Source organism: Xenorhabdus bharatensis (assembly GCF_037996705.1).
Classification (GTDB): domain Bacteria; phylum Pseudomonadota; class Gammaproteobacteria; order Enterobacterales; family Enterobacteriaceae; genus Xenorhabdus; species Xenorhabdus bharatensis.
In genome coordinates this window covers 20,506-37,880 of sequence record NZ_JBBMXG010000028.1, presented here as the reverse complement: position 1 = coordinate 37,880, position 17,375 = coordinate 20,506, and the positions used below count along the sequence as shown (strand labels likewise).

General features: G+C 43.3%; 15 protein-coding genes and 1 pseudogene. 7 read left to right on the top strand and 9 right to left on the bottom strand.

Features of this window, described 5'->3' with window-relative positions; translation table 11 throughout:
• Positions 1 to 367: pseudogene (locus AAC855_RS19335) on the bottom strand (signal recognition particle-docking protein FtsY); the annotation flags it as partial.
• A gap of 403 nt (positions 368 to 770) precedes the next feature.
• On the opposite strand from AAC855_RS19335, the gene rsmD reads away from it, so the two are divergent.
• From rsmD to AAC855_RS19310, 5 genes are all read left to right on the top strand, one after another.
• The gene (rsmD, locus tag AAC855_RS19330; protein WP_340611733.1) at positions 771 to 1,349 is read left to right on the top strand and encodes a 16S rRNA (guanine(966)-N(2))-methyltransferase; all 579 of its coding nucleotides are present in this window, start codon (positions 771 to 773) and stop codon (positions 1,347 to 1,349) included.
• Positions 1,350 to 1,389: 40 nt separating this feature from the next.
• Positions 1,390 to 1,659, top strand: a complete 270-nt coding sequence (locus AAC855_RS19325; RefSeq protein WP_340611740.1) for a DUF1145 family protein — start codon at positions 1,390 to 1,392, stop codon at positions 1,657 to 1,659.
• 266 nt (positions 1,660 to 1,925) lie between these two features.
• Entirely contained in the window at positions 1,926 to 2,552 is a 627-nt protein-coding gene (locus AAC855_RS19320) for a lysoplasmalogenase (RefSeq protein ID WP_340611732.1), read from the top strand.
• 231 nt (positions 2,553 to 2,783) lie between these two features.
• On the top strand, positions 2,784 to 5,123 hold the full coding sequence (locus AAC855_RS19315; RefSeq protein WP_340611731.1) for a zinc/cadmium/mercury/lead-transporting ATPase: 2,340 nt from the start codon (positions 2,784 to 2,786) through the stop codon (positions 5,121 to 5,123).
• A 474-nt stretch (positions 5,124 to 5,597) separates the two neighbouring features.
• Positions 5,598 to 6,785, top strand: a complete 1,188-nt coding sequence (locus tag AAC855_RS19310) for an MFS transporter (protein ID WP_340611728.1) — start codon at positions 5,598 to 5,600, stop codon at positions 6,783 to 6,785.
• Between the two features lie 616 nt (positions 6,786 to 7,401).
• Here the strand turns inward: AAC855_RS19310 and tusA are convergent.
• Entirely contained in the window at positions 7,402 to 7,644 is a 243-nt protein-coding gene (gene tusA, locus AAC855_RS19305; RefSeq protein ID WP_340611726.1) for a sulfurtransferase TusA, read from the bottom strand.
• Positions 7,645 to 7,823: 179 nt separating this feature from the next.
• Between tusA and AAC855_RS19300 the strand changes: the two genes are divergently transcribed.
• Both AAC855_RS19300 and AAC855_RS19295 read left to right on the top strand, forming a co-directional pair.
• Positions 7,824 to 8,492 carry a 7-cyano-7-deazaguanine/7-aminomethyl-7-deazaguanine transporter gene (locus tag AAC855_RS19300; protein ID WP_340611724.1) on the top strand — a complete coding sequence of 223 codons (669 nt, stop codon included), beginning with the start codon at positions 7,824 to 7,826 and terminating at the stop codon, positions 8,490 to 8,492.
• 222 nt (positions 8,493 to 8,714) lie between these two features.
• Positions 8,715 to 9,815, top strand: a complete 1,101-nt coding sequence (locus AAC855_RS19295; protein WP_340611723.1) for a glycerol dehydrogenase — start codon at positions 8,715 to 8,717, stop codon at positions 9,813 to 9,815.
• Positions 9,816 to 9,862: 47 nt separating this feature from the next.
• Here AAC855_RS19295 and AAC855_RS19290 read toward each other — a convergent pair whose 3' ends face one another.
• From AAC855_RS19290 to bhsA, 7 genes are all read right to left on the bottom strand, one after another.
• A complete protein-coding gene (locus AAC855_RS19290) occupies positions 9,863 to 10,972 on the bottom strand; it encodes a Fic family protein (protein ID WP_340611721.1) in 1,110 nt (369 codons plus the stop codon).
• 132 nt (positions 10,973 to 11,104) lie between these two features.
• On the bottom strand, positions 11,105 to 12,301 hold the full coding sequence (gene glpC, locus AAC855_RS19285) for an anaerobic glycerol-3-phosphate dehydrogenase subunit GlpC (RefSeq protein ID WP_340611719.1): 1,197 nt from the start codon (positions 12,299 to 12,301) through the stop codon (positions 11,105 to 11,107).
• Positions 12,298 to 13,593 carry a glycerol-3-phosphate dehydrogenase subunit GlpB gene (glpB, locus tag AAC855_RS19280; protein WP_340611717.1) on the bottom strand — a complete coding sequence of 432 codons (1,296 nt, stop codon included), beginning with the start codon at positions 13,591 to 13,593 and terminating at the stop codon, positions 12,298 to 12,300. Before glpB ends, glpC begins: the two co-directional genes overlap by 4 nt.
• On the bottom strand, positions 13,583 to 15,289 hold the full coding sequence (gene glpA / locus AAC855_RS19275) for an anaerobic glycerol-3-phosphate dehydrogenase subunit A (RefSeq protein ID WP_340611716.1): 1,707 nt from the start codon (positions 15,287 to 15,289) through the stop codon (positions 13,583 to 13,585). The genes glpB and glpA overlap by 11 nt, the downstream gene beginning before the upstream one ends.
• A gap of 325 nt (positions 15,290 to 15,614) precedes the next feature.
• Complete coding sequence (gene soxR / locus AAC855_RS19270; protein WP_340611714.1) at positions 15,615 to 16,082, bottom strand: redox-sensitive transcriptional activator SoxR; 468 nt, start codon at positions 16,080 to 16,082, stop codon at positions 15,615 to 15,617.
• Positions 16,083 to 16,292: 210 nt separating this feature from the next.
• On the bottom strand, positions 16,293 to 16,664 hold the full coding sequence (locus AAC855_RS19265; RefSeq protein WP_340611712.1) for a helix-turn-helix domain-containing protein: 372 nt from the start codon (positions 16,662 to 16,664) through the stop codon (positions 16,293 to 16,295).
• 277 nt (positions 16,665 to 16,941) lie between these two features.
• Positions 16,942 to 17,193: a multiple stress resistance protein BhsA gene (gene bhsA, locus AAC855_RS19260; RefSeq protein WP_340611709.1), complete on the bottom strand. Its 252-nt coding sequence runs from the start codon at positions 17,191 to 17,193 to the stop codon at positions 16,942 to 16,944.
• Positions 17,194 to 17,375 lie beyond the last annotated feature (182 nt).

The window sequence follows — 17,375 nt, the reverse complement described above, 5'->3', positions numbered from 1 at the left end:
CCGCTTCTGCCGCCGCCTGACGCGCCGCTTCTTCGGCTAAACGCTGCTGCTCCGCTTCTGTCGCTGCCTGACGCGCCGCTTCTTCGGCTAAACGCTGCTGCTCCGCTTCTGTCGCTGCCTGACGCGCCGCTTCTTCGGCTAAACGCTGCTGCTCCGCTTCTGCCGCCGCTTGGCGCGCTGCTTCTTCGACTAAACGCTGCTGCTCCGCTTCTGCCGCCGCCTGACGCGCCGCTTCTTCAGCTAAACGTTGTTGTTCCGCTTCTGCCGCTGCCAGCTTTTCTTGTTCAATTTGTTCTTCTTGCTGCTTCTTTTCCTGACGACCAAGTCCGAACCAAGAGAAGAAACCTCTTTTTTTTTCTTTTGCCATCGGCCACTACACTCCTCGCGGTTAATTATGGCGTTATAACAACCTACACCAGAAACTGACTGCATTGGCCTTTATTTCAGGCCATCAGTTCTTATCGGGATAAGTCAAGAACTCAGACCAATAGACGCTATACTCTTCATATTTCAAGTTGCCTCTTTGTTGGCTGTGACATAAATTGAAATCTGTTAGGTCTCTATTTTAACAATTACGCCTACAGAGATAGGTTCTAATGGTGATAAAATCCAGTCTAACATTTTCATCTCACCACAACACATATTCTATTGAGGATTTCGTGGTAAATTAATCAATGGATTTCCTGATCCTCGTCTTTTTTATTCACCATCAAGGCCTGATAAGCAGTAGATAATATTACGGCGATGACAAATAATTAATTTATGTAACTATGACTAAAAAACCACAGCGCTCGTCTTTAGGGCAAATTCGTATTATTGGCGGAAAATGGCGCGGAAGAAAATTACCGGTTCCTGATAGTGAGGGATTACGTCCGACAACCGATCGTGTCCGAGAAACTCTGTTCAACTGGTTAATGCCCGTCATGCAGGGCGCTGACTGTCTGGATTGTTTTTCCGGCAGCGGAGCTCTCGGATTTGAAGCATTATCACGTTATGCCAACAGTGCCACTTTGATTGAGTACGATCGTCATGTAGCAAAGCAACTGTCGAATAATTTAGCGCTACTGAAAGCAGATAACGGCAGGGTGATACAAAACAATACGCTACAACATCTGAATCAGGCCGGAACGCCCTTTGATATCATTTTTCTTGATCCACCATTTCGAAAAGGAATGCTGGAAGAAACCATCAAGTTGCTGGAAACTAACGGATGGCTGGCTAAGGAAAGCTGGGTTTATGTCGAAGCAGAATCTGAATCTGCCGCAACAGCAGTCCCGGCAAACTGGCATTTACACCGGGAAAAAATCGCCGGGCAGGTTGCATACAGATTATATATTCGCCGCCAGTAAATGACAGTCTGGCTATTTAAATACAATTCTGGAGTCAATGATGTTTATCCAATTGGGAAGAGCAATTATGCTCTGTGTCTGGGGGATTATGATCCTAAATTTGGTTCAACCCTTTCCTAAGCCATTAAAATATTTTATGGATATTGCTATGGTTTTTACGGTAGTCATGCATGCTTTCCAACTTTTGTTGTTAAAACACTCTCAGCCTAAAGACCAAAAACTTTCTGGCTGGTTGCAAACTAAGATCTTCTTTTTCGGGGTCTTTGAGTTATTGTCATGGCAGAAAAAAAACCGGCTGGAAAAAAAATAATACCTTCATATATCCGGTAAATAACAAGTAGTACTAAACAGCAACTCCCCAGCCATATGAACAACACTGTGACTGGGGCAGAAGCCGGAAAAAAATGGCCTTCCCATTTATTATCCCTAACGATTACTCATTGACGTACATTCCTTTTGATAATAAAACGTTACCTTCTCGTTAATGTAGAATTAAAGTTGGTACTCTCGCTTTATCCCCATCATAAACAGCAATTCCTGATAAAACAGGCGCTGAATATTTAAGGAAAGGAAAATATGAGTTGGCCATTTCTTGCTGTGTTCTTCTCTGGATGGTTATATATTGATGCCGCCTATCGGGGTATCAAATGGCAGCAATGGGTGTTCTATCCGGTTACGATGCTGCTTCTGCTATTATGGGCATTTCAGGCTCCAAATCTTGAAGCTTCAGGCTACCTTATTATTGCAGGCCTTATCATCGCTCTGCTTTCTGACTCACTCCGAATGCTCCCCAGTAAGTATTTACTATTCTCGTTCGTCGCGCTATTTCTGAGTTATCTGCTCTATACCATCAGCTTCGCCCTGCATATGAGTTTCCATTTATTCTTGCCACTGCCATTAATTTTATTGGTGGTAGGTGCTGTGGTTATGCTGGTTATCTGGAGCCGTCTGGATCAGTTACGCTGGCGGGTGCTGGATACCTGGGTGATGGTACTCATCATGGTTTGGGTTGCCGGAGAACAATATTTTGCGCTCGGTAATGAAAGCCGTTTCTCAGCTATGGTCGGAGCAATTCTGTTACTTCTCGCACACAGCATCAGCATTATTAGCCAATACCGTTTACCTTTTAAACTATCAAAAGCAATCGTAGCCTCCTGCCGTTTTATCGGGCATTTTTTGATTATCCGTTCACTGATTATTTAAATCATTTTTTTGATTCTCATCCGAAATGAGGCGTTGATATCAACGCCTCATTTCAATACCGAGATATTCTTGCCATTTTTTCCAATTACAACGTTGTTTGCTGCATTGCCGGATCCATCAGAAATAGCACAATTCATCAAAATAATTGCTTTTTTTATTTGACTCTGGAGTAAACTCCAAAGTGTAGAGTTAATGGTAATCAACCTGAATAAACATCATTGAGAGGCCATTATGTTCTCTATTTCCAAAAAACATAAACAGTCGCAGCGTGGCTCTATCTCGTCCCCAAAAAGAGCCTTGCAGGGTTCTTCCAGCATAAGAAATGAAAGTAAGCAATCACGTACCTGTGATACAAAACATCAACATTCCCATGATCATGACCACTCTCATCACAAAAACCATTCCCATGATCATCATGGCGGAAGTTGCTCGCATACACACGCACACCCTGTACAGGATACAGCTCCCGCTGAACTGACTGCCAGACAGCGTTTTAACTGGATTATACAGGGTATGGATTGCCCAAGTTGTGCAGGCAAAATCGAAAATGCAGTGAAAAGACTGGATAAAGTTAAACAGGTCAAGGTGTTATTCACTACCGAAAAACTGGTTGTAGATGCTGATTCAGATATTCGGGCTGATGTCGTCAAGGCGGTAAAGCAAGCGGGCTTTGCAATCAAAGAAACCGATTCAACATCTCAACTGCCACCAGCAACCAGTCTCTGGAAAACATTTTCTCCGATTATCCTGCTTGCGGTATTGATGGCCATTAGCGGGATCATCGCTAAAATTAGTGCTCCTACCGGAAAAATAGCCTTCATCATAACAGTCTTGATTGGGTTATATCCTATCGCGGTCAAAGCCATCAGGCTATTCCGTTCCAGCACTTTCTTTGCTATTGAAACATTGATGACTGTAGCGGCTATCGGTGCGTTGTTCATCAATGCCACTTCAGAAGCCGCAATGGTGATTTTACTGTTCAAGTTAGGTGAGATCTTAGAAGGTTATGCCGCAGGTCGTGCTCGAAGAGGTGTCAGCGCTCTGATGGCTCTGGTTCCCGAACAGGCACTACTTGTAAAAGATGGCATCAAGAAAAAAGTGCCTGCCGCTGACCTGCGTCCGGGTGACATTATTGAAATCGCTCCGGGTGCTCGTTTACCTACAGATGCCGAACTTCTTAACTCGTTTGCCAGTTTTGATGAAAGTGCGCTGACGGGAGAATCTGTCCCTGTTGAACGCCAGCAAGGGGAAAAAGTCGCCGCTGGTTGTCTTTCCATTGATAGATCAGTGCAAATGCAGGTTGTTTCTGAACCGGGGCATAATGCCATTGACCGTATCCTACAGTTAATTGAAGAAGCTGAAGAACGCCGTGCTCCGATTGAGCGCTTTATCGATAAATTCAGCCGTATCTATATGCCGCTGATTATCCTGCTCTCGGCACTTGTTATCGTGATACCTCCCCTGTTTTTCGCCGAACCGTGGGATATGTGGATCTATCGCGGCCTGACGCTGCTATTGATTGGCTGTCCCTGTGCACTGGTTATTTCAACTCCTGCTGCGATTACTTCTGCACTTGCCGCTGCCACTCGCCGTGGTGCACTCATCAAAGGCGGTGCAGCATTAGAGCAACTCGGCAGCATCACCACGATTGCGCTGGATAAAACCGGTACATTGACCGAAGGAAAGCCTCAGGTTACGAATGTCGAACCCGTGGAAAATATCAGTGTAGAGACATTGCTGGCATTAGCGGGGGCGGTAGAAAGTGGTTCTCATCACCCGCTGGCAAAAGCCATTCTGAATGAAGCGGAGAATCAAGGCGTAACGGTTGTCGAGGCTGAAAACCGTAAAGCTCTTGCTGGTATTGGGATTGAAGGTCAGTTATCAGGGCAGAAAATACGGGTCTCTGCACCCGGACGGCTGTCTGAAAATATTTTATCACCAGAATGGAAACAACGGGTTATTGAACTGGAAGACAGTGGTAAAACAGCCGTTGCCGTCGTACAGGATGAGCAGTTTATTGGCCTGATTGCCATGCAGGATACTTTGCGTCAGGATGCCATTGAAGCTATCCAGTCCCTGAAGCGTCAAGGCGTCAATGCGGTGATGTTGACGGGCGATAACCCCCGGGCAGCCGCAGCTATTGCAGGCCAGCTGGATATTGATTACCGGGCAGGATTGCTACCGGAAGACAAAGTCACAGCAGTTATGCAGCTTAATGAAAAACACAAAACGATGATGGTCGGTGATGGCATTAACGATGCACCGGCGATGAAAGCATCAAGTATTGGGGTCGCGATGGGAAGTGGTACGGATGTTGCGCTGGAAACAGCGGATGCCGCACTGACTCATAACCGGCTGACTGGTCTGGCGGAAATTATTACTCTGTCACGGGCAACACACTACAATATTCGTCAGAATATCACGATTGCATTAGGCTTGAAGGCTATATTCCTTATCACCAGCTTACTGGGGATTACCGGATTGTGGATGGCAGTGTTAGCGGATTCAGGTGCCACAGCACTGGTGACAGCAAATGCGATCCGTCTGCTGCGCATCAAAAACAAAGGATAATAAATAATTTCTCTGCATGAATACGCCCTCACTCAAATATGAGTGGGGGATATATATACCAATCACCATTGAAGATGCTTGATTTATTACCCAAATCAGATCACTTTACCAGAAAAAGCGAAAGAATTGACGACTCGACTGACTGACAATTTTCAGATTTTAAAACCTGCATCTTCAAGTTAGATTGGTATAATTATTAATGAGATATTATCAGTTAATTTGAACACTTGTTTTATCAAATTAAATAATAGCTAAATAAAATATCCTGTGGTTTTATACTCTCACGTAAATAGAGTAATAAATAGTAATGTTCGATGGCATTTTTTGTATGCTCTTCCCCCTCTCCTTGAAATCCCGAATTTATCCCATACACTTAAACTGAAAAAACAGTCCGTATCGATTTGTATCAGCACTGTTCAATGTGTTGGGTGGCTTGTACCAAAATGGCATCGTAGTTCCAATCGGAGATAAAGGATGGCAACCCGAACATTGCATCGATACCCACTACTTATCAGTGTACTTTTAGCATTAACAGGCCTGACTGTTGTAGGCCAGATTTATATTCCGATCCCGATCCTTACGGAAATAACCCAGCATTTTGATAAAAATAAAATCATGGCAGGATGGGTGAGCAGCGCTTTCAGCATCGGTTATTCGGCTGGTTTTTTATTGTCTGGCCCACTTTCAGACCGCTTTGGTCGCAGATTGGTCATGCTAACTGGCTTTATATTTTTCCTGTTATTCACCATTCTAGTCGGATTTTGCTCTAGTTTTAGCCAGTTATTAACACTCAGAGTATTACAGGGACTTGCCGCCTCTTGTTATCCGCCCATTATACTGGCATACCTGAATGAAAACCTATCTTCCACGCTGAAATCGAGAGCAATATCGTTTATGTCTTTGGGGTTTTTGACAGCTAGTATTGTCGCCCAGCTTTATGCCATAACATTCAGTCATTATGGTTTTAATATTATCGAACTTGCACTGGTTCCTGTTTATTTTGCGTCAATTATTTTGATTTATTTTGTTGTTCACAGGGATAAGGAACACAATCAAGCAGAAGAGCATAACAAAACAACATTGTTTGATATTTATAAGAAAATACCGGAAATATTGCTTGAGAAAAACTTAAAGTGGTTATACCTCAGTACATTATGTACATTATCAGCTTTAGTCGCTTTTTATATCATGATGGACGAAAGTTACGGCGAAAAATTTGTCACAATGGATATAAAACCTTTCACTACAAGACTGATTGTTTTACCCGTGATGTTTCTTTCCCTGCTTACACCCTGGATAATACAAAAAATAGGTGCAATATCGCTGGTTCGGTGGAGCTTTTTAATTGCAGCAACAGGATTAATATTGGCCTCAGCCACTGTTTCTTTTGGTAGCGCATGGGGATTACTTTTTGCCAGTGTTATTTTTATTGGCGGGCGTGCATTCAGTGTCCCTTCTCTGGTTGGGGTAATTGCTGCATTGGCTGATCAACAATATAGAGGAACAGCCATATCACTCTATACATTTGTACTATTTGTTGGGGCAAGTATAGGACCACTTATTGCTCACCTACTGTTGATGTTTAATTATTCTATATCTTTACTGATTCTTGCATTTATTGCCGGATTACCTGCTTTATTGGCATTATTTATTAGGCGATAATTAACAGAAATTAATATTACATCTCATTACGTTATATCGTTCATTAATAATATATATACTATACCATATAATTTCTTCACAACTTATTTATTAAACAGCTTACTTCTTTTTTCGTTACGAAAATAAAGGTAGCGAGCCTATCAAGTATATTTCACTCCCTTTCATTCACACCCGTCCGGTGGTTGTGGCCAAACCACCGGACTATTAATAATTGAACAACACTCTCCAGATTACTGGCAAACATTTTGTATATATATCAAGGTTTATGATAAAAAAACGCCGGAATACAGATTATCACTTTAATACTCTCATTTGATTACAACTTAATGTAAACAAAAAATTATCAGCATCCTTTTCTAAAAGGCATCCTTTACCCAAAGAGCATTATAATAACCAAGTGGATTTTAAGGCTGTTATTCATGAAACAGGCCAATAATAAATAAAACAAGTTGAAAAGGTGCTAAAGACGCACCTTTTCAAAATAGGACTACAGTTACTCAAGATTGCTATTAAGACAAAAGGAAATATGGTACTCAGTGAGGTGATAAAATTTCCAAGTCCCACATTGATAAGCTTAGCACGGGTTTATATTTCTACCAGTTTATTAAGCAATCTTTTAATTTTTTTTGATTAGATATCGATAAGGCGTTTCCGCTGTCTCATGAGCAAGCAGCGTATGTTCCATAAAACGACAAAAACCGGGAATATCACGAGTCGTCGCCGGATCATCCGCAACGATCAATAAAGTCTGTCCGACATCCATGTGACGGACAGTTTTACGCACCATCATTACTGGCTCTGGGCAGCGTAATCCCTGTGTATCAAGTGTTTTATCGGGGTTGGCAAAAGCATCAGACATAACAATCTCTGTAGGTTCAAACAATCTATAGCGATGGATTATATTACATAATCTCCTCAATCACCGCATTTTGAAACCCATTGAGTATATTACTCAACCCGCGTATGATGCTTCTCTCCTGATAATTCAGGGAAATTTGTTTCTGGGTTCCCTCACCCCATCCAGCAAAAAGGTACAATATGTTTCAACTTACTCAGCAGCAGAAAGCTTCGGCTTTAATCTGGCTTTCGCTGTTTCATATTCTGATCATTACTTCCAGTAACTATCTGGTGCAACTGCCTATTTCAATTTTTGGTTTTCATACCACCTGGGGAGCGTTCACCTTTCCCTTTATCTTTCTGGCAACTGATTTGACCGTACGTATTTATGGTGCGCCATTAGCACGCCGAATCATTATGACGGTCATGCTCCCGGCTCTGATTATCTCTTACTTCATCTCTGCGCTCTTTTTTCAGGGATCATGGCAGGGTTTTTCGGCTTTAGGCACGTTTAATCTGTTTGTTGCCCGCATTGCAACAGCCAGTTTTATGGCTTATGTTCTCGGTCAGATATTAGATGTCGGCGTGTTCAATCGTCTGCGTCAGAATCAAAATTGGTGGGTGGCACCGGCGGCGGCCATGTTTTTCGGTAATATGCTTGATACTCTGGCCTTCTTCTTTATCGCCTTTTATCACAGCAGTGATGCCTTTATGGCAACCCACTGGGTAGAAATCGCGTTAGTGGATTATGCATTTAAGCTGTTTATTTGTATGCTCTTCTTCCTGCCAGCTTATGGCATCTTACTGAACCTTATCTTGAAATTCTTTTTCTCTCACTCTACAGATAAGGCATTGGTACAGACCCGCTAAAACGACATTGCGCCCTGAGCTAATCAGGGTGCAGACACCTTCCCGCTTTTCCTCACAAATCGCGCATTTCCTGCTTTTACAGATAACCTACGGGTATGTTTTGTCGTATAGTGTTGGCGGACAGGCAAACACACACTTTTATTCGAAACGACTGATAATCTGTCACATACCGATGCTATTAACAGGTTATGGTGAGTTTCCAGTGAAGAAGGAATATTTCTTATGCTGAAAGTTATCCAGTCTCCATCCAAATATATCCAAGGGCCAGATGCGATATCCTACATTGGCCAGTATACGAAAATACTTGCTGACCACGTTTTTGTCATTGCTGATAATTTTGTACTCAATCTTATTGGGGATACGGTCAGTAAAAGCCTGAAAACATATGAAGTCACCAGCCATTTTGAAGTTTTCAACGGCGAATGCAGCCGTAAAGAGATAGAACGCCTGTCAGCCATCCTATTAACTAATCAATGTCAGGCCGTGATTGGAATTGGTGGAGGAAAAACGCTTGATACCGCAAAAGCTGTAGCACACGAATCAAAATTACCCATTCTTGTTTCTCCGACTCTGGCCTCAACGGATGCACCTACCAGCGCACTTTCCGTTCTGTATACAGAATTAGGGGAATTTGATAGCTATCTGTTCTATCCCAAAAATCCCGATATTGTGTTAGTGGATACAAAGATTATTGCGAAATCACCTGTCCGGCTGTTTGTGGCTGGTATGGGAGATGCACTGGCGACCTACTTTGAGGCTCGGGCCAGCAGTACAGCTCATAATCCGACGATGGCAGGAGGAAGAACTTCTCTGACCGGGCTGGCACTGGCTAAATTGTGTTACGACACATTATTGGCAGAAGGTTATAAAGCAAAACTAGCGCTAGAAGCCGGAGTGACAACCCCTGCGGTTGAAAATATTGTTGAAGCAAATACCTATCTCAGCGGAATTGGTTTTGAAAGCGCAGGGCTTGCCGCTGCACATGCCATTCATAATGGGTTTACCCTACTGGAAGAGTGTCACCACCTGTATCATGGTGAAAAAGTCGCATTTGGGGCTCTGACACAGCTCATGTTAGAAAATAGCCCCAATGAAGAGCTAGAAGCTGTACTCGATTTTTGTACACAAGTTGGCCTTCCAATTACGCTGGAACAGCTTGGCCTGCGCGATAGCGAAAATTTGCACCACAAAATTATGCAGGTCGCTAAAGTAAGCTGTGCAGAAGGGGAAACTATCCACAATATGCCATTCACCGTTACTCCGGATCAGGTCTATGCCGCAATTCTGGCAGCAGATCAGATGGGCAAAGACTGGTTATATTAATTTATCATTGACGTGATTTTTGCGGTTTCAGGGCGGGAACCCTCGCCCTACTTAGTCACGCCATTAACATGATGGATAACATAACGCGTACTTCGTCCACCCGCTTCTGTTTTGTCCAAATACCCCAATTCTGTCAGGTAGATTAGATGTCGGGTGGCTGTAGCCCTGCTCACTTTAGCTACTTTCTGATATTGGCTGCTGTTAATTCCCTGAGAGAAATCACCGTCTAACATTCTGTTCAGTACCTTAACTTGCTCTTCATTTAGCTGGCTCTGATCAACACGACGCCAAAACCGGGTTTTCTTCACGGTTCCATCAATTTGCTTCAATTTAACAATCAGAGTGCTATTCAGGGTTTGTAGAAACCATCTCATCCAGTCTGTAATATCCAACCCACCACGCTGAGTCTGTTCCAACATTTCATAATATTGTTTTCTGCTTTCGCAGATACTCACAGACATAGCATAAAGCCGGATTGATCGGCTTTCTGCCTGCGCCAGAGCCAGATCAGTCAGAAAACGGGTGATACGACCATTACCATCTTCCAGTGGATGAAGTGTAACAAACCACAGATGAACAATTGCTGCCCGCAAGATAGGATCAAGATTAGGGTCATAAGAGGAACGGTTAAACCATGTGATAAACTGTGCAACCTCTTGCTGTAACCGTTCGGCTGGCGGGGCTGAAAAATGGACAACAGGTTTGTCTATTCTACCCGACACAACTTCGATGCCGCCATGTCGCAATTGCCCGCCGTTAATGGGATTAATTAACCGATGACCGACAGGAAACATCCACTCATGCCACTGCAAAATGCGTTCAAGAGTTAACGGTTCTTGGTATTTTTCTACGACTTCAAGTGCGATTCTTGCGATGCCATCAGATTGTTCGCTGATTGGATACGGTTTTTCCTCACTGATACCCAGATGATTCGCCAATGAAGAACGTACTGATGCTACGTTTAGTTTTTCTCCTTCTATCTCACAAGAGTAGAGAATACTAGCTAAAAGGTTATCCAGCGTTGCTTGCTCTGTATTTTCAGTCGCAGATAAACCAAGTAACAATCCCTGATTAAAATTAATCTCACGCAGAATGGCGATCAATTCACGCTCATTCCACTGGAAATCAGGCCAATTTTTCTGTTCCCATATCCACATGACCATCCACCTCATGATATCAATCAGTTGGTCATTCTATTCACTAAATGAGGCAAATAACAACACTATTCGCCTCATAAAATGAGGCGAATAATCGTTCTAATTGCCTCATTAACAGGAAAATGGCTTGATTCAGCCCAATGCTCGCGCCAGTAAACTGATCGGGTGTTCGCATTTTTTGCTGGTAGACATCTCAATCTGCCATTTACAGGTTTCACAATCGGTGATCACCAAATCCACGCCGCTCGTTTCTATTTGCCGGAACAGGTTAGCTCCTATTCCCTGAGATACTTCATAATTTTCTTTTTTGAAACCATAAGTTCCGGCAATACCACAACACTGAGAATCCAGAATAATTAATTCAATACCCGGAATACGCTTAATCAACTCAATCGAATAAGCTGCCCAACCCATTTTTTCCATATGACATGGCGTATGGTAAGCCACTTTCAGGGGCATCGGCTTCAAAGGCAGATCACGCCCCTGATCCAGCAACCGATATATGTAGCGGGTTGCCAGCTCAATATGATCACGTATCGGGCGGGTATCAACACCCAAAATATGCGGATATTCATCACGTAAGGTAAAAGTACAACTGGATGAAGTTGTTACAACGGGAATTTGTCGCTCAATCACACTTTCTGTTAGTGAGTGCAGGTTAGCTTTCGCCTGATGCTTCGCCCGATTCATAAAACCATTGGCGATCAACGGCACGCCACAACATTTTTCCCGGGTCAGTAATTGGACGCCAATCCCCATTCCGTTAAAGACTTTCAATAAATCCTTGCCCAGTTGTGGATGGTTATAATTGACGAAACAGCCATGAAAATAGGCAACCTGTTCTGTAAACTGCTGTTGGATGGATGCCTGTTTGTGATACCAGCGCCGAAATGTACCGAAAGCGTATTTTGGTAATTCACGTCGGTGATCAATCCTGAGCATTTTATCCAGCAAATGGCGCACTGGTTTCAGGCTGGTAACTGAATTGACGATGGGAGCAAGCGGAGTAGAAAGAGTGCCCATCATATCGGTATGGCTGAGAATAACATCCCGCAATTTAGGGCGTTGTGAGTGATACTCTGCTTTTGCTCGCAGAATAATATCACCGATTTTTACATCAGACGGACATGCAACTTCACAGCGCTTGCAGTTAGTGCAGTATTTCAGTGCTTCATCATATAAAGCAGGATCTTTTAAACGCAATCGCTCTCCATCCGGGCCAGCCTGTTTTGGCCCGGGATAGCCTGGATTAGCTTTAACCACGGGGCAATGGGTAGTACAGACAGTACACTTAATACAGCTTTCAAAGCTATTCTCCGCTATGTTCATTGTGCAATCTCCGGTATCCGCTGTTTTGTGACTCGTTGCCCGGTGATGATCTGTTCAGCAACAAATAAGGCACTCAATAAAGAAACGCCGGAACCACAGCCTTCAAACAAAGGATCATATCCCCCCAACACAGCACCGGCAGCATACAGATTTTCCACAACCTGACCGGATTTTAATGGTCGTAAATATTCATCCGTGGTGACACCAAATTTAAGATAAGGCTGAGGAACAAAAACGTTTTGCCGCGTCCATTGTTCACGGGAGGAGTACGCCAGCAGATCTAAATCAAGTAAGGGTTCATAAATCCGGTTAAATTTCGCTTTCAGCCCATTACTGAAAAAACTACCGGTTGCCAGAATAACGTGGGAAGCACGTAGTGGAATATCACCATGATTACGGGTATACAAACCAGTAATATGGTTGTCTGCCATTTCCACACTATTGACTGTATCTCCCGTCATAATCACTCCACCAAAGTGGCGGAACCGATCACGTAATATCTGATTCACCCGGATACCCAACAGGGAAGGCGGTAATGTCGGTAATAAATAGATCGGTTTTTTTATCTGTATCTGTAATACCTGCACAACTTGGTCAGTTTCCAGACCAATGCAGGCAGGCAAGAAGACAGCCTCATACCCTTGCGCCAGACGGCTGATTTCCTCCGCTATCAGCGTCAGGTTTTGAGGCAGATCCAGCAAATGGGCTATATTAACGGAGCGAAATTCACTGGGGTTATCACGCAATCTATCGAGAAAAGGTAAATGAATCTCCTGCGCACTGGCTTTCACCCCCTGTCTCTGTAATGCACTGGCAACGATCCCGGGCTGGAAATCCAGAAACCCCGCAATGCCGATCACAACAACACTTTCCCATTTAAATGGGCGCTCCAGCTCACGAACCGGCACTCGTGCCGGGCTTAACCAAGTCATGCGCTGACGACCGATGGGCGTAACGCGATAATGGTTTTGTGAAGCAGAACCAGTCATAACCAGCCCGCTATTCCTGATTAATTTTTCAGCCTGATACGCCAGTGATACTACGTTTTTTTCTCCTATCCGACTGTAGGGATGGTGCGGAGCCTGTCTGGTCAATTCAGACAACGCATGTAAGGGATGAGTGACTTCACTCCCGTCAGGTAAACGGGAAAGAAAATCCATCGAGCCAGAAGAGAAATAAAGAGAACTTTGGCCTGAACTGACTATCGCACAGGATTTACCTGCTTCTGCCAGCCGAATACCACTCGTCAGTCCCGCCAGCCCGCTTCCAATAATGACAGTATCAAATTTCATTGTCAGTCTCCGTTACTGGCTGGTTATCGGTGCCGGTATCATCGTCATCTAAACCGCACAGCCCCTGATAAATCCAGCTGGTGAACTCGCTTTCCCGTAACGCATCCCCCCAAACGACAGGGCGAATCCCTTTCCAGCGTTCATTAAGGAACTGTTTCAGTTGCTGCTCTGATTCCTGTTCTGTTATTACACCGAGACGATTAAGTAACCCTGCGGCACGACAGGCACACAGTTCTCCCTGACAGGTTCCCATACCAACGCGGGTGCGTCGGCGCAAATCCAGCAAATTATTAACCGCCAAAGTTTCCGTTGCATAACGTACTTCTCCCGCCGTTACCGCTTCGCACTCACATACCAAGCTTTTATCTGATCGTTCAGCACTCAGTAACTGGTTGGCGCGATCTCCATGACGATAAATGGCTGACCCACGAATGGGAGCGGGTAGAGTCACCGTGCTACGATGCGGGTTTTGATTATGTAAGGTTTTACTGTGTGACGTGTGCTGTCGTGTTTGTTCGGAGAAATTCTCTGAGCCGGGTAATGGCTCCTGTGCAGTCGTACAATACGCGGTAATATTAAGTTTTTCGCAAATCTTATCAGTTGCCCATTCAGCCATCAGGCGATATGTCATCAGTTTACCGCCAGTAATAGTGATGAATCCGTCCAGACCATCACGTTGGGCATGATCAAGCAGTACAATACCACGACTGACGTTTCTGCCCGATGGATCATCATCACTCGCGACTAAAGGCCGGACTCCCGCATAAGCCCTTAAGATACGGGTCTCCGCAAGCCGGGGGGATAATTTTGCTCCCTCCCGGATTAAGATATCGACCTCTTCTTGAGTCACATACATGTTATCAATCTGATCATATTCAATGCGGGAAGAAGTCGTGCCGATCAGCGAGATAGTGTCACCGGGTACGAGAATGTCGGCATCTGCGGGTTTACGACAACGGTTGATCACCATATTGTTAATGCGGTGCCCTAAGATCAGCAGCGATCCTTTGGCCGGCAGCATACGGACTTTGAGATCCGCATATTCCGCAATTTTCTGCCCCCAAATTCCACCAGCATTGACCACTATCGGCGCATAGATGTTATACAGGCGTTTAGCGCGATGATCGTAAACATTCACGCCGATAATTTTATCCCCTTGCCTAATCAACCCCATGACTTCGTGATAAGTCAGTATTTGTGCGCCATGCTCTCTGGCATCCAGCATGTTGGCAGCCGTCAGCCGGAAAGGATCAACCGTCCCATCAGGCACAATCACGGCACCGATCAAATCCGGGTTAACCACCGGTTCAAAACGTTTCGCTTCTTCAGGATCAACCGCCTGTGTATCAATTCCTGCCTTTTCACACGCAGTAATAAACGTTTGCTGATATTCCAGTGAATCTTCCGGCAAAGTAATAAACAAACCGTGTGTTTTTTCAATGCAATGCCGGGCAATAGATTTGAGGATCCTGTTTTCTTTTATACACTCTTTTGCCGATTCGCTGTCTGTGACGGCATAACGAGCACCGCTATGCAACAGACCATGATTGCGTCCGGTTGCCCCTGTCGCAATATCATGCCGCTCCAATAAAATGCAGCGTAAGCGCCTGCGGGCGCAATCTCTTGCGATACCAGCACCTGTCGCGCCTCCACCAATAATAATGACATCAGTTTCTGTTACAGGAGAGCCATTCATCGGAGATGCTCCTTTCTTTCGCTCATATGCCAGTCACCTATCCGGTCAGTAAATGTTCCGGTTGATGATAAAAATATATCCAAAATGGGCAGAAATTGTTTGATAAGGAACAAAAACGAATCTAAAACGCGTATTTTGAGCGAGAAAAAAATCAATATCGTGAGAAATATCACTATTTTTTGAGGGGTTTTTATTAGCCGTGATTGACGTTTTGTGAAGAGAAACTGAGCGATGTGATGATTTGGTATCCTTGTTTTAGCCAAAAAACCGCTATTTTAGGAACACAATGCCGGGAACTATGTTTCCAATCCCTTTGTAGAATAAGTTATTTTTCTTTTTGTAATAAAATCATTGGCCCTGAACCCGTTTCTCCTAAAATATCATTCGGGTTACGTAATGGGCATTCTGCCAGTGAGAGACATCCACAGCCAATACAGCTATCCAAATTATCGCGCAACCGGGTTAATTTTGTTATGCGCTGCTCCAGCGAATCCCGCCATTGCAAAGAAATTATTCGCCATTGTTCAGCGGTAAGTTTACTGTTGGGGGGAAACTGACTGAGTATTTCCTGTATTTCTTTTAAAGGAATGCCAGTACTCTGTGCTACTTTGATAATTGCGATATAACGCAGCACAACCGCAGGAAAACGGCGTTGATTTCCCTGATTGCGTGAACTTTTGATTAACCCTTTAGATTCATAAAAATGTACTGTCGCTACCGTCACTCCACTACGCTTTGCGACTTCTCCCACCGTTAACGCTCTATTTAAATTAATGGCTCTATTTTTTTTCATCTGTGTGTAACCCGAGTTAACTTTTCGTTTTACAGAAAAAATCTAACGTTTCTGCCAATTGGTAAAATACCTCACCGTTTTTTCGTGAATTGGGCCAGAATTCCAATTTATTCATCATGTCTCTAGTCATCGGTCAAAGCCATAATCTGATAATGACCAGTCGGCAGAAACTTAATCAAACACATCAACTCTGCTTTCTTATTGGTGTCACTATTCCGCCTTATAAACCAAGGAAAAAAGATTATTAGAGTTCAGATTTTTTCTCCATTCACTTGGCGTTATACCAAAATGTTTTTTAAATGATCGGGAAAAAGATTGTTGTGAATCAAATTGATACTGTAACGCCACATTGTAAAGAGTATTTTTCGATGAACAGATAGAAATAGCAGCATTAGACAAACGTCGTTCGATTATATAGCTACCCAGTGTGGTTCCTGTTATATTTTTAAAAATCCGCTGCAAATGCCATTTACTATAACCAGACTTTTTAGCTACGATGTCAATGTTTAATTCATTCTCAATGTTTTTTTCAATCCAATAAACAAGATCTTTAATAACCTTCTCATTAATAATATTTTTCATGTTCTCAACCCATCACCAATAAGTTGTTTTTTAAAACATATTATTATTCAGAAAATCTGAATTACCCAGTTAACACTTTATTATTCAAGTCTGAAAAACCGGTTACTCACTACAACCAACACGTTCAAATCAAAGTAACCGGGCTTGAATTTACGTAGTTCTGAAAATAGCTATCCTTAAACAGAATGAAAACTAATCATTCAACACTCGGATATTGACCTATATCTAGATATTGATATCTATAGGTTAATATCAATATTTCATGGATAACTATTAGCTACCTATATATTTCAGCAGTTCCATTTAAATGATTCTGGCCAGATGCAGCGATAATACGGAAATATTTTGCTCCCGCTTCGTCAGCCTTTTTGGATAATTGATCAGTGAGTGCTTCTAACGTTTCAGCCCCTGTTACGGAAACAATACCTATCTTCTCTCCTGTCGCGGACTTGACCTCAACTGCGGCCATTGAACCAAATGAAATCGTACTTAGTGCCAATAACGCGATAATATACTTTGAGGTTTTCATCGTGTGATCCTATTTTATTTTTCAATTTACGAAAGTTCTGTGAAATATTTTATCAATTGGTAGCAGCATTGGATCCTTACTCTAGAACCTCAAGTTAACATGAGGTCAATAGGTATTATTAAAAATAAATATATTTATTTTTAACGGACTGAAAAATAGGTGTAATTTTTTCTGCTTTATTT